Source organism: Paraburkholderia phytofirmans OLGA172, from assembly GCF_001634365.1.
Classification (GTDB): domain Bacteria; phylum Pseudomonadota; class Gammaproteobacteria; order Burkholderiales; family Burkholderiaceae; genus Paraburkholderia.
Genome location: NZ_CP014578.1, coordinates 494,531 through 509,140, shown reverse-complemented (window position 1 = coordinate 509,140; position 14,610 = coordinate 494,531). Strand labels below are relative to the sequence as shown.

Sequence of the window (14,610 nt, the reverse complement as noted above, 5' to 3'; positions counted from 1 at the left end):
TGCGTGAGCGCCAAATTTCCCATTGATTGGAAAAATTTAACCTGGTAGAGTGTAATAGACCTCTAACTATTATACTCGGAGGGTTGCCATCGTCCGCAGAACGATTCACTCGGTAGTTGAGGTTCCTATCGCGGCGGGGGCGATAGGAACCAGCATTCCGTTTCTGTTTCTGGAAACGGGAGAGGTCAGCATATTTGCGCTGGCGTGGGCTCGGCATCGCACCCTTCAGGACCCAATGGCATCAAGTGGGCTCTCGAAAGCGATTCACGCCATCGGCTGGTTCTATGACTATTACTATCTGATTGAGGGCGGTCGCCCTATCGACGCTGACGAGCTTGGCGGCGTCCTCGCGAGATTCATGGAAGCTCGCGAATTCGGAACATCGATTCTGGGCTGGGATGCCGTTCGCAAGAAAACTGCAATCGACGATGTCCGATACGTCAGCGCATTCACAGAATTCTGCGCCGACGAGTTTGGCCACCAGCCTATAAACAGGCGCGAAACAAAGTTCGCAACAGACCTTAATGTGCGCGAGCAACGCCGGTTCTTTGCCGCGCTCAGCCACCGCAAAGACTGGGACAACTTGGCGCACCTGGTACCTTCAACGCAAGCCGGAAAGGGCATCGTCAGCCGACCCGCGTTTGACCCGAAAGAAAAGCGGCGCACGAAGGCATCGTATGACCGGAAAAGCTTTCCGCCCGCGAAAGTCCTAGCCCTTATTGCTACCACCCCATCGACTCGAGACAAGCTTTATCTGCTGCTCTTGTTTTTTGGTAGTTTGCGGGCGTCGGAGCCATTGCATCTGTTCGTAACGGACGTAACGATTTCTTCCGACGGGACCGCCAAGGTGATACTTGGTCACCCCCGGACCGGCGCCTACGAGTGGGCAGATTCGCTGCGCGGTCGGCAGACTGGTAATCGAGCTACCTTTCTCAAGGAGAGATATTTCCTGGGCCCTCGCCACAAGCTCGGAGCCAAACATCCGCTGCATGCCGGCTGGAAGGGAATGGCATTCGATTCTGCTTCGAGAAACGAGGCCGAAGTCACTTGGCTCGTCCCCGAAATGGGAAGGTACTTCGCACGACTGCATATTGAGTACATGCATGCGACACGGCGACACGTTCGGGATGAGCACCCTTACTACTTCGTCAACGAGAAGGACGGAGCTCAATTCGGTAAGCCGGCGAAACTCTCAAACATGACGAAGGCATTCTACCGGGCTGCGCGACGAATCGGGCTATCACCTAGCGATGAAGGTGTTAATCCTCACGGCGCTAGGCATTTCTACGGCTATTTCTGTGCGTCTCAGCTGCGCATTTCTCTTGATTTGACACAGATGATGATGCATCACACAAGCATCCTATCCACCAAAACCTACTATGACCTTGACAAGGCGGTCGGCCGAGACGAACTCCAAAAAGGCCAAGCACGAATAGCGCGGGAACTTCCGTCCTTTTGCGCCGACGCGGCGCGTTTATTGACGTCAGGCTAAATCGACATGCCCGTTCAATATTTCAAAGCTCCCGGCTCCGGCAAACTGGTCGCGTTCAACAGTAGCGACACCGACTGCGTCTTGCTTGAAGAAATCTCGATTGAAGAGATGCGCGGCGCAATTGCCGAGTTTGAGCGGAAACGAATCGAAGCGTATTGGGAAGAAACCATGCTTCCCCAGTCTCCGCATGGTCCCTACATCAGCGCGTTCCTCCCCGAGAAAACAGCGACCTTTACCGGTCCCGTTTACTATAAGTCCTCGCATCTTCAAAAGCTACTCGACACCAACCAGCGCGGCGCAGCATTGCTGGGCAAAGCTCATGCCCTGTCAATCGATGTACAGCGCGACCTTGTGCTAGAGCACAGACCGACATCGCGAGCGAAGTTGCAGGAGGTTCTTCGAAGTGCAGCCCCGGTCATCGCACCAGACTTTTATGCGATGCTCGATGAAGCGGGGAGCGCTGATGAGTTTATTCAGCGATTAGCGCAGCCTCTTTGGAAAAATGAGCTGCCGACCATGCATCCGTTCAGATATTTTGAGCTTCTCACAATTTTATGGGCTCGCGGATGGTTTCTGTTTCCACAACGGGTGGCCGAATGGGAAACAAGAATAAAGTGGATGACCCTCACGAACCCGCTGTACGGCGCCGCTCGAAGTCTGCTGATTCGAGCTATCCACGTTCCGCCTCCGAAAGGCAAGTCCGACACCGGATACACTCACACCTGCACTTTCTTCGCGACAGCCGACGTCCGCACTTCGAAGGACCTTTCTCCTGACCTGATTGGCGCGTTCGAAGAGATATGCGTTGCAAAGGTCGGGGAACGATACCCACCAGACACAGCGGAAAAAAAATTCCGCTCCATGCGCGGCAGAGTGCGTTCGGTCGCGCTCTGGCTGCTTCAAAACTTCAATGTCGAAAACCCGCATCACGCGGTTGAACTCAAACGGCCGAAACGGAACGACGTTGCCGACGAAGACCGGCGCTCTGACGGTCAATTTCGCTGGCTGGCGACAATGCGACCGGAACTGGGTACGTGGGCAGACATGTTTCGGTCCTTCATCAAGTCTCAAGATACGGCTCGTCTACGGAGTCAAATTGATAGACTGAATACTTTCGGAAATTTCCTCTGTTCGCTCAGCAGCCCTCCACTGGAGCCATCGTCGGTTGTCAGGCATACGCACATTTACGATGCAACGCTCAAAAATTCCGACACATACCTTGAGTATCTCCGTGAGAACATGGAATCGGCGAAGCGCCGTAACGACAACCTCTCCACTGTCAGGAAGTTCTTCGACTGGCTACGGGACTATCTCATCGCCAGCGGCAACGAAATCGGTAGCTCATTCGCAAACCCCGTTTTAGCTTCCGATTCGGTCGGCAGGCCCGACCCGCCGTCTAAAACCGACCGTGACGCCCTCCCGCCATACGTGATGAACGAGATGAAGGAAATTCTCGTTGAAAATGATTTTGCCTTCCCGAGAACATACAGCAGTGCGACGGTACAAGTGCATGACTACCAAACCGGCCTTAACACGCGGGTGTTTGACCCGGGCCTCGCCACTTGCCTCTACACGCTATTTGATATGCCAATTCGTAGCCATCAGGCACGTTGGCTGGACTCGGGTCACCTCGACGAGAAAATCTATGACCCGAGATTGAATGCGCTCGTCCCAAACGATTCTGAGTTCGCAATCAAGGGCCGTCGCGAAGGTGCTTTGAGACTTGAGCACGACGGACTGCGCGCAGAATCATGGCTCACGCTTTGGGTAAATACCAACAAGACCGCCGTGTACGATAGCCCGCACATCGGATACGTTATCCCTTATGTGTCACCAACGCTCTCAGAGCTTCTGCGCACGTACTCTCAGTGGCAACAACGCTATCTGCCCGCGTTGCGAAAACCTCTCGCGTATCAAGTCTTTCAGGAAGATGTAAAAGAACGCGAACGCCCCCATGGTGTTAAGGGGCCACAAATTGCGCCGCTCTTCAGAGACCCGAACGCAGCGGACCAGAGTCGACCGATTGAATATAACCGGCTCGCACGTTTTTACACAAAAGTTCTCTCGGAAGCTCAAGCACGCATTGAGCGTAAGTACGGGCATAGGCTCAAGCTCGTGACCAAAGACGACAAGGGGGGACTAAAGTGGGCCGTCGACTTGCACTCGCTGCGCGTCAGTGGAATTACGAATCTGATTGAAGCGGGCGTCCCCCTTGAGGTAGTGCAACAATTTGTAGCAGGGCACGCGACCCTTGTTATGACACTGCACTACCTCAAATACTCGCCGGCGAAGCTTCGCAAATTCATCGAACTTGCACACGACCGGATGCTGAATGACGCAGATTTCCTCGGCTCTGAAATGTTCGCTGAGTATCTCGACGAATTCGCACCGTTTCTACTCGGGCAGAACGGAGCTGGCACGGGGGCTGGGTTTCGCGCACTGCAAGAGAAGTCCGGCATCATGACCATCACATCGGAAGGCATTTGCCCGGGTACATCGTGCAGCACGGGCGGTGCTCTCGAGAACCGCGCGCAGAAGAAATATGGACCCGTGCCAGGCGGACAACGATGTGGGCTCTGCCGGTACTGGCTCACGGGGCCGGCGCACTTACTCGGCCAGGTGGCAGCGGTCAACAACCTTGCATACGCCATCCGTAAGAAAGGACTAGAAATTGCTAGCCTGAATGACCAACGTATCGATGCCGAAGATGAGAAAAATCAGAGAAAAGCTAGAGAGCTTCGCGATAGGGTCGATATCCTGAACAGAGAGCTTGAGATTGACGTGAATGAATGGGCCGCGCGTTACCGTTACGCAGAGAAGTCCATTGCCCTGATGGAACAGTATTTGTCGGCCAAGCAAAAGATTATCGGCACCGGCGCGACCGTCCCGGTTCCTATCTTGACGTCTAGCAGCGCGCCTGAGCTCAAAGTTACGCTGGAGCAGGCACATGAATTCGCACTTCTCGACCAGATTACCCAGATGAGCGACTTCACAACGGGATTTAAGAATCGAGAAGCAGAACTGGAAAAGAACACTATCCTTTCCAGAATGATGGCCGCAAATGGCATTAAACCATTTCTGCTCAGCTTGAACGACGAACAGGCCCACGAGGCGGGCAATCTGCTCTCGGCCATGGTGTTGCAGCAAGTGCGCGGGCAGGAGCTCGACGAGGTATTGACTGGCAAGAGGTCCTTGGATGCGTACCCTCGCCTTGCAAACGCAATCAAGTTGTTAGAAGAGAGCTCCACACCCGAAGCGCTTGCACAAGCCGGCGAAATGAGTCGACTAGCGTCGCTTATGGGTGACGCCCCTGCGGCAGCCACACCGGAAGAAGACGAGGAGATGTTCGGATGAATCAAATCGCTACCGTCGACAACGTCTTTGCGGAATTGATGAAGGCCTCGTCGAATCCGCGCCAACGGGAGTCGCTCGAACGCATCAAGAAGGCATGTGACTACCTCGAAGAGCAAGGTCTGAAGATTTCACCGCCCGCAATCGAGGGCTACTGCCTCGATAGAGATTGGGGTGGACCGAAAGGGCAGTCCATCCGGAATTCAAAGGTTCTGAGCCACTACGTCGAAATTCGCCAGTCCGGGCAGAAGGTGACCATTAATCGGAACGCGGTATCGGCCGAACCGCTAATTGCTGATGAGACGATTCGGGCTTATGTGCGGCTTCTTCAGGAGGAACGTGACCAGGCGGTAGCCGCTCGAAATCGCATTGAGGCGGGCCTTCGAACAATTCCCGGGATTCCGGTTGACGACTTGATTCGTGTGGGTTTCGGAGGCACACCGGCATCAACGACTGCCGCACATGAGACCGCACAGCTACCGACGACGGTCAGGGAGGCACTCAGCCTGTTGTTCGAACCTAACCATCTGGCGAATTGCGGCCTTCAGTTGCACAAAGACCGCCTGCGGCAAGCCGTCACTGGAAACGTGCTGCTGGAAAAGCATCACGTTGTCGCCCTACGCTCGCTTGCTGCTGATAAATCGGACAGCGACGCGACAGCCTGAGAAATCCGCACTGTCTTCGATTGGAGATGCATGCACATCAGGAGCAGACGTACATGGCAAGCGGCAAACAACTGGCACAACAGTACTTGGGCATCTTCATCGGCTGGGTCGCAACCAAGACCGATGACGACTTCCGGCAGATAGTGAGTCGTGGCAAGCTGTCGAGAGTCGAGATAGCACATGAGTGCGGTTTTACGAAGTCTGTGTTGAACCAAAATCCGCGCATCAACGAGGCCCTCCGAAAACTCGAGGACGAACTTCGCTCGCGTGGCGTGCTGCCGGAAGTTGCTCAGTCGGAAGTTGTTCGGCCGGAAGACAGTGAGCATCCGGAGAACATGCCCATGCGCGAGCCGGGCCAGCAGCAAGCGGCACGCGATGCAGATGCGTTTCGACGGCTTCAAATCGAAAGCGCAAGCCAGAAGGCCGAAATCGCGGAGCTCAAGCGTCGTCTGGCGAAATATGAATCGTTGCACGAGGCGCTGGCCATTACTGGCCGAGTCCCCCGATGACTGAAGTGCATTTGGTCCGAGTCACATCAATCCGTAGCGACAATCCGCTCGGTCGCGGCGGCTGCATCTTCTACGGAGTTGCAGTCGACGAGAGCGGCAGCGTCATTGATGCACGTGAGAGCTTCGTCATCGTTGCGTCCGGTCGCCTGCTCGCAGACACTTCCGTGCAAGTCGGGCAATGGTGGCGAGTGAAAGGTGAGGCGCGCCCACGTGCTCGAACAGTAAACGGGTACCGGCTTCTCGAACAACAGATTGAAGCCGAAGACCTCGAACTGGCGCTGCCATCTGGCGAACATCTCATCACGCTGCTCTCAGAGGGCGATGGCTTCACCGGCATCGGTACAGCAAAAGCGCGGCGGCTGTGGGAAGCTTTTGGAGAGCGTCTTTACAATGTACTCGACGCCGGCGACGTTACATCGCTTGCCACGGTGAAAAGCGTGAGCCAGGAGATAGCGCAACGGCTTGTTACGGCATGGCGGCTCTATGGCGACGCACGAACGATTCAGTGGTTGCACAAGCGCGGATTCAGCGTTTCGTTAGGCAGAACACTGCTTGCACACTTCGGCGCTGAGACTTCCAACGCTATCGAGGAAGACCCATATCGACTACTGTCGTTCTGTGCAAACTGGAGTACCACTGACAAGTTCGCGCGCGAACACTTCGAGATGGCGGAGGACGACCCCCGACGTCTACAAGGCGCCATAGAAGAAGCGCTCTACCGTCTGTTCGCCGACGGCCACACAGCTGTCAGCCAGCAAATGGTGATGGTGCGCCTGTCCGCTGTTCTCGGAACGCAGTCAGAGAAATTTCCGTGGCGCACGCTCGCCTCAGCAGCAATGGACTCGGGGCGACAGAATGGGAGCTATGTCGTCGGCGCAGACAATCACCTTCATCAACTCGGCGCCTACGTCATGGAAACCTCGGTTGCCAGCGCGTTTGCAAATCGACTGGCTGACGATAAAGACGGATTACGCCTGCTTGACGTGCCTCGCGTCGATGCCATCATCGCGTTGTACGAAGCTGAAGAACGGCTGACGCTGAACAACGAGCAGCGGGCCGCTGTCCACGCCGCAGCTGCGGGGCGCCTGGCGCTTATCACGGGAGGCGCCGGCGTCGGCAAGACAACCGTCCTGAAGGCGCTCTATCGCGTTTACGACGAAGCTGGCGTGCGAGTGTTTCAAGCCGCTCTCGCGGGACGCGCCGCAAAACGCATGCAGGAGGCGACCAGCAGGCCAGCGCGGACGCTTGCCGGCCTGTTGAAAAACACGACGGAGGAGGACCTCGAAAGCCCGTGCGTGGTTGTTGTAGACGAGGCCAGCATGGTGGATATCATTTCCATGTACCGGCTCTGTTCGATGCTGCCGTCGGATGTTCGCCTGCTGCTCGCCGGCGACCCGTTCCAGTTGATGCCAGTTGGTCCCGGCCTGGTGCTGCACGCTCTGGTGAACCAACCGGGCGTCCCATGCGTCGAACTCAAAGTCGTCAAGCGGTACGGTGGCGCTATCGCGCAGGCCGCGAACTCAATCCGAGATGGCGTCTGGCCCGAACTGTCAAGGGACGACACGGCCCCCATCGCGTTTCTGCATCGCGCGTCCCGCCTCTTTGGCGACGACGGAGAGCCGTCATTCCCGATAGCGTCGACCGTGCTCGACCTATATCGAAAGGCGGCTGAGCAAACCCAGATTCTTGCTCCCCGTAAAAACGGCCCGGAGGGAGTAAAAGCCCTCAACAAGCTCTGTCAGTCTGCGCTGACCGCAGACGCTGAAAAGCTCACTTTGTGGAGCGACGAATTCGACTGTCGCGTGGACACTGGACTTCGCCTCGGTGACCCTGTTGTCTGCACACGAAACCTCTGGGATATTGGCTTGCAAAATGGCTCGCTTGGTCGACTCGTGCAGATTGAGCACGAGCCGCGTGAGCTGTCCGACGACCATGGCGACATCATCGGTAACGCAATAGCGTGGGTTGCGTGGGACGACGGTGAGCGTCGGCCGGTTACGGAGGCGCTCCTGGACGACCTGGAGCTGGCCTACGCCCTCACGGTGCATAAAGCCCAAGGCTCGCAATGGCCACGAATCATCGTGCCCATTACCGGCAATCGAATCCTCGACCGGACACTTATCTACACAGCCATCACTCGGGCACAGGGCCAGGTACTTCTGGTCGGCGACGAAGACGCTGCCCGACGGGCAGTGCACGCCCTGCCGCGTGCAAATCATCGAAGCACCGCGCTCGGTCCGTTCTTGCGGCGTCGGCTCGCTGAAGAGGCGGTCATCGCCTAGCGTCTTTGCCGGGTCAAGGGCGGGCGTAAGCCCGGCGCAGCGCACCCTTGACGCGGCGGAACCTTGATACGCTGTGGCATGGCCATGAGCACGGCATTTGGGTGCTCATGGCCATGCAGACCCGCACGCGCTCAGGAACTGAGAGCCAACGCGACAAAATTCGCGCTTTTTGTCACTGTACGCGACAAATACATGAGCGTAGAGCAGCTTCTTGCGACTCTACGCGACGCGTGGTGCGCTCCATCATGGTTGCGTTCGAGTCTGGGCGACCGCCCTTCTTAGGGGTTTCGCTCACGGCGCAAATAGTTTCTCAACTACTTAGAGTCCTTTTACTCACTCACATCCAAGGCAATAGTTGTATTTTAGGGTCCATAACGGTCGGTTGCATTCAGGCGCAGACCTGCCACACCGGCCGCTGCCCGACCGGCGTCGCGACGCAGGACCCGGTGCGTCAACGTGCGCTGGTCGTGCCGGACAAGGCCGAGCGCGTGTTCAACTTCCATCACAGCACGCTGCATGCTCTGAAGGAAATCATTCAGGCCGCGGGGCTCAAGCATCCCGCGGAACTGCGCGCGCATCACATCGTGCGGCGCGTGTCGTCGCATGAAGTGCGGTTGATGTCCGATCTGTTGAAGTATCTCGATCCGAACGATCTGCTGAACGGCAACTATCGCTACACGTTGTACGAGAAATATTGGCCTATGGCGCAAAGCGATTCGTTTGCGCCGAAAGTTGAACTGGCCGCGACGTAAGCCGGTTGTGGCGGCGCTTGGCTCGTGCGCCGATCGCCGCCTAAGTCTTAAATTTTCACGACGAGTTCTTGCAGAAAAATAAGAATCCTTAAGAGCTCGTCTTATATACAAGGACGGCGGCGGACCGTACATTTGCGTGATCTTTTTCCCGCTCAATGTCCATGGTTACGCCCCCTCCTGCTCCGCTGCCGCTCGGCGAGCACACACAACTCGTCCAGACCCGTCATGGCTGGATGCTCGCCAATCCAAACGACTTCTATCTCGGCCGCGCGCTCATCGAATACGGTGAATGCAGCGAACTCGAATCCGCTGTGTTGCGACAGTTGCTGGTGCAGCCGGGCATCGTCGTGGAAGTGGGCGCGAATATCGGCGTGCATACGATCATGCTGGCGCGTGAGGCGCAGGCGCGTCGGCAGGTGCTCGTCGCGTTCGAGCCTCAGCCGGTGATCTTTCAGAACCTCTGTGCGAATCTCGCGGCCAATGGTGTGCGCAATGTGCTGGCCTGGCCGTATGCGTGCGGGGCGAGTGCGGGGACACTGTATTTTGCGCGGCCGGACTATGACGCGCCGGGCAATTTCGGCGGAGTATCGATGCAGACCGAGGCTGCGGCGAATACGCTCCCCGTCCCGTGCGTGCGGCTTGACGATGTGCTCCGCTCTCATACCGTGGGGCTGCTGAAGCTCGACGTGGAAGGGTTCGAGTTGAACGCGCTGCTAGGGGCTGAGGAAACGGTTGCCCGCTCGCGGCCTGTGATTTATGTGGAGAACGACCGGCTCGATCAGTCGCAGGCGTTGATTGAGTGGTTGTGGTCGAAGGAGTATCGGATGTGGTGGCATTTGCCGCCTTTATTCAATCCGGAGAATTTCTTTGGGCGCGCTGAGAATATCTACGGCCGCGTGGTGTCGTGCAATATGCTCGCGCTACCGCGGGGGTTGGAAATGGAGATTGATGGGTTTGTCGAGGTAACGGATTCGGCGGCGCATGCGTTGATGGGGCTGGCCAGTTAATTAACGGCGCTTCCACAAGATGGCCGAGGGCTTGCATGCGGTCAAGCGTTCCACCCTTTTGAATTTAACGACGAAAGGCGGAACTTCGGTCATTGCCGTCGCTCGCGCCGTCGGTTGCCGATGTACCAACAAACGTTTGCTATCCGGAGTCTTTAGGTAACCGACACCAACACAGAAAGCGCGGAAGAATCGTATGGTTACCTTGCGGGTGTTTGCAGTAAAATTCTGCAACCTGACGCAAGTTGCCGCGATACTAACCATGAATCGTTCTGTCGCCCCTGAAATCACGCGCGTGACTGTCACGTTGTCCAGGCATCAAATCGAGGCGTTGCAAGTGATCGCTTTGCGCTAGGACGTGAGCGTCGCGTGGCTGGTTCGCAAGGCGGTGGACAAACTGCTGCACCAAGGCCATCAGGCTCCCATGGCCAGCGGCCACCAACCCGACAGCAAGGGCATCCATGAAAAACGAAACCGTCGCGTCTGACCACTACACGGTGGCGCGCTTCTGGCGCTGTGCCCTGCAGATCAATCCGTCGGGCTACCAATCCCGGTATCGCGGCAGCGAACACGGACTGGATGAGACTACCTACAACCAGCAACTGCTCGACCAATGTCTGACATTGGGAATTAAGGTCGTCGGAATTGCGGACCACGGCAGTGTAGATGCTGTCGATGGTCTGCGTCGCTTCCTGGAGCCTCACGGCATCGTCGTGTTTCCCGGATTCGAAATCGCCTCCAGCGAGAAAGTCCACATGGTGTGCCTGTTCCCTGAGGGCACCACCAGAGATCAATTGAACCGCTACCTAGGTCGCCTCGATCTCACCGATGTGCAGGATACCGTCTGGCCGTCGCGCAAGACCTGCCTGGATCTCGCGCAGATCATTTTCGAACTCGGCGGGTTCTGGTACGCAGCACATATGACTGGCAGTAATGGTCTGCTGCGCCTAAACCAAGACGGCGGCGGACTGGTCCATGTATGGCAGAACGAAACACTGGTGAAGGCCGGACAGATACCTGGGCCGCTCAAGGATTTACCAGCCAACTACAAAGACATTGTTCTTAATAAAAACCCGGACTACCGGCGTGCGCATCCTGTCGCGATGCTCAATGCCAAAGATGTCGCCAAACCCGAGGATCTGGCCGATTCCGGGGCGACCTGCTGGATCAAGATGACGCGCCCGGGTTTCGAAGGTTTTCTCACCGCGTTCAAGGACCCTGAGTCGCGTATCCGGCTGGGTCCTTTGCCTGAGGCCCACTATTCACGGCTGGAAGCACTGAACTTTCACGGCGGCTATCTGGACGGCATCAATATTGAACTGTCGGCGCATCTGAATACGGTGATCGGTGGGCGAGGAACAGGCAAGTCAACTCTGATCGAGTGCCTGCGCTATGTGCTCGATGCGCCGCCGCTTGGGCTCGCCGCGCGACGGCAGTATGAGGACATCGTCAAAGCTAATCTCGGTGCTGGTGGTCGCATCGAGCTGTCGGTGGTCTCGCATGTGCAGAACGGGCGACACTATCGGGTCTCGCGCCGCTATGGTGAGCTACCGATGGTCAAGGACGATCGCGGGCAGATATCGACCTTGCAGCCTCGCGACCTGTTACCCCGCATTGAGATCTATGGCCAAAACGAGATCTTCGAGTTGGCTCGCGACCCGGTCCGCCAAACCGACATCCTCAACCGTTTTCTGCCTGGTGGTACGGCGCTAACCGGTGAAATCTACGCTGTAGCCAAACGGCTGGCCGAAAATCGCGAAAAGCTACTCGCAGCAACGCGTCAGAAAGATGACCTGCAGGCTCAGGTTGGCCGCCTGCCCAAACTTACGGAACAGGTCCAGCAATTCCAGTTGCTTGGACTCGAAAGCAAGCTGGCGCTAGTGCCAAAGCTGGAGCGCGAAAAGCAGTTGTCCAAGCGAGTGAGCGAAGAACTGGATCGTGTGGCCGACGGACTGACCTCACTCGGAGATAGTCTCCCTGATACGGCGTTCCTGAGCGACAAGGCGCTCGACGGCATGCCTCATGCCGAGGTACTCGTTCGGATGCGCTGCACACTCGACGTACTGGCGACGGAGATCGGCAAACACGTAGAGGACTTTCGCAAGCTGCACGGTGAAAGCACCGCGGTGGTAAACGCACAGCAAACCGTGCTCAAAGCCCGGCTAGCCGAAGAATCGGCTGTACTCGAAAAGGTTTTCGCGAGCCTGCCCGCGTTTGCTGGCAAACCGGGGCGCGACGTCGGCCGTGCCTATCAGGAACTGTTGCGCGAAATCGAGGCCATTCGCCCCAGCGAGACTCGCGTGGCAACCATCAATAAGCTGCTACATGAGCTAGACACCCAGCGGCGCAATCTGCTGGATGAATTCGCGCAGGCGTGCGACAAACGTAGTGAGGAGTTGCGCACGACAGTCAAAAAGCTCAATCGCAAGCTCGAGGGCAAACTGCGGCTGAACCTGAAGATCGGCGGCCAGCGCAAGGCACTCAAGGAATTTCTGCTTCTATTGCCTGGGCTCGGAGAAAAGAAACTGGCCTGGATCGACCAGTCTGGTGACGACCTGACCATCCCTGCGCTGGTGCAGGGGATCCGGGACGGCGAAAATGCTCTCAAGACTCTGACCTACGACTGGGGCATGCAGAACTCCGTGGTTGAGACGCTGGCGCGGTTGGATCGCAGCCATTTGCTGGAACTAGAAGAAATCGATCTGCAGGACCGTATCCAGATCGAACTGAACGTTGCCCACCAAGGTGAGCTGTTCAAGCCGCTGGACCAGCTTTCGACGGGGCAGCAATGCACGGCCATTCTCCATCTGCTGCTGCTCGAAAACGATGATCCACTGCTGATGGACCAGCCTGAAGACAACCTGGACAACGCCTTTATCGCTGAGCGGATTGTGACGCAACTGCGCGGGGCGAAGACGGAGCGCCAGTTCCTCTTTGCCACTCATAACGCAAATATTCCCGTATTCGGGGACGCCGAGTGGATCGGTATCTTTTCAGCCTCCGACGCACATGCACAGATGCCTTCCGAGGCGCAAGGCTCCATCGACGTACCAGAGATTCGTGAACGCGTCGCCGAGATACTGGAAGGAGGTCGGGAAGCGTTCTCCCAGCGCAAAGAGAAATACGGATTCTAGGAACGAACCATGCTTAAGACAGAACTTCTGGAAATCATCGCCAATGGTGAGAACTCCGGCGTGGAGTTCAAGCGCGATGACCTACGCCCCGAAGCACTAGCAAGGGAAATTGTCGCGATGGCCAATTTGCGAGGTGGCATGGTACTGCTCGGCGTGGAGGATGACGGCAATATTTCCGGCATTCAGCGCGAGGACTTGGAAACGTGGGTAATGAACGCGATATTCGCGCACGTGCATCCCATGCTTCTGCCATTCTACGAAGTCGTCTCGATGGACAACGACGAACACGTGGCAGCAGTATCCGTCACGATGGGCACGAGCAAGCCCTACGTGCTCCGTCACAATGGTCGCGAAGACATTTATATTCGCGTGGGCAGCACATCCCGGCTTGCGGACCGTGAAACGCAGGCACGCTTGTTCGCTACAGGCGGGTTGCTGCATAGCGAAACCTTGCCTGTTTCTGGTGCAGATCTGGACACACTGGATCGCGCCCGTCTGGAGGATTATCTGTTGACGTTTGCCGGCGACAGGGAACTGCCTGCAACCGAAGAAGCGTGGCTGCGACGTATGGTGGGACTCGGCTTTATGACCGAAGCAGACGGTCGCGCCCCTGTATGCAGCATCGCCGGGTTGGTGCTATTCGGGCGCACACCGCGTCGGTTTCTGCGCCAGACCGGCATCCGCTGGATGGTGTTCGACGGCAATGACAAAAGTTACCAGGCGCTCGACGACACACTGCTCGATGGCCCGCTCGTAGGCCGCTTTGCGCGCCGAGAGGGCGGTGGGCCTGGCGAACTGATCGAAAATGGGCTGATCGAAGACTTGCTGGATCGGATGCAGGGGCAGTCGCTCGTTAGCGCCGAAGGGGAGGATCTGGGCGATGGCCTTCGGCGAGAGCGCATCTGGCACTACCCGCCAGACGCACTACGCGAAGCGATCGTGAACGCTCTCGCTCACCGAGACTGGACCCGCAACTTGGAGGTGGAAATAGTCGCCTATGCAGACCGCCTTGAAGTGCTCAGCCCCGGGGCACTACAGAACTCAATGACTGTTGAGAAGATGCTCGCCGGACAACGGTCTCCGCGTAACACGACGATCGTGGGCGTCCTGCGCGACTATGGCTATGTGGACGCCCGGGGTATGGGCGTGCGCAATAAGATTGTTCCCTTGGTGCGGGCGGCGACCGGAATTGAACCCACCTTCGATGCGACGGAAGACTATGTGCGCGTGGTCCTACCTCGCTCCTGAGTAGGTGGATATATGTAGTCGCCAAGGTTTCGAGGCCGCGCTGATTCTAGCCGTCAATGCCGGAACCGTAACTGCTACTACCTTCGGGCCAAAGCAGATTTAGCACTTTTCCCGAAAGCGGACGCTCTGCCATCTTCGCCACGTAGAGATTTCCAATGTCCACAATGACCGAA

At 57.1% G+C, this 14,610-nt stretch carries 8 protein-coding genes and 1 pseudogene; all 9 read left to right on the top strand.

Annotated elements, in window-relative coordinates:
• Window positions 1–235: 235 nt before the first annotated feature.
• The 9 genes and pseudogenes from AYM40_RS02210 (at window position 236) to AYM40_RS02165 (ending at window position 14,437) form a co-directional block, all read left to right on the top strand.
• Window positions 236–1,492, top strand: a complete 1,257-nt coding sequence (locus AYM40_RS02210) for a site-specific integrase (protein WP_063494787.1) — start codon at window positions 236–238, stop codon at window positions 1,490–1,492.
• Between the two features lie 6 nt (window positions 1,493–1,498).
• A complete protein-coding gene (locus tag AYM40_RS02205; RefSeq protein WP_063494786.1) occupies window positions 1,499–4,846 on the top strand; it encodes a VPA1269 family protein in 3,348 nt (1,115 codons plus the stop codon).
• Window positions 4,843–5,508 (top strand): hypothetical protein, encoded by a 666-nt coding sequence (locus AYM40_RS02200; RefSeq protein ID WP_063494785.1) that lies wholly within the window; start codon window positions 4,843–4,845, stop codon window positions 5,506–5,508. The genes AYM40_RS02205 and AYM40_RS02200 overlap by 4 nt, the downstream gene beginning before the upstream one ends.
• Before the next feature lie 53 nt (window positions 5,509–5,561).
• Complete coding sequence (locus AYM40_RS02195; RefSeq protein WP_063494784.1) at window positions 5,562–6,017, top strand: VPA1267 family protein; 456 nt, start codon at window positions 5,562–5,564, stop codon at window positions 6,015–6,017.
• On the top strand, window positions 6,014–8,299 hold the full coding sequence (locus AYM40_RS02190; protein WP_063494783.1) for an AAA family ATPase: 2,286 nt from the start codon (window positions 6,014–6,016) through the stop codon (window positions 8,297–8,299). The genes AYM40_RS02195 and AYM40_RS02190 overlap by 4 nt, the downstream gene beginning before the upstream one ends.
• 377 nt (window positions 8,300–8,676) lie before the next feature.
• Window positions 8,677–9,051 (top strand): annotated as a pseudogene (locus AYM40_RS02185) (glutamate synthase-related protein); the annotation flags it as partial.
• 161 nt (window positions 9,052–9,212) lie between these two features.
• Window positions 9,213–10,058, top strand: a complete 846-nt coding sequence (locus AYM40_RS02180; protein ID WP_201788152.1) for an FkbM family methyltransferase — start codon at window positions 9,213–9,215, stop codon at window positions 10,056–10,058.
• A gap of 458 nt (window positions 10,059–10,516) precedes the next feature.
• Window positions 10,517–13,189 (top strand): TrlF family AAA-like ATPase, encoded by a 2,673-nt coding sequence (locus tag AYM40_RS02170; protein ID WP_063494779.1) that lies wholly within the window; start codon window positions 10,517–10,519, stop codon window positions 13,187–13,189.
• Window positions 13,190–13,198: 9 nt separating this feature from the next.
• Window positions 13,199–14,437, top strand: a complete 1,239-nt coding sequence (locus AYM40_RS02165; RefSeq protein ID WP_063494778.1) for an RNA-binding domain-containing protein — start codon at window positions 13,199–13,201, stop codon at window positions 14,435–14,437.
• Window positions 14,438–14,610 lie beyond the last annotated feature (173 nt).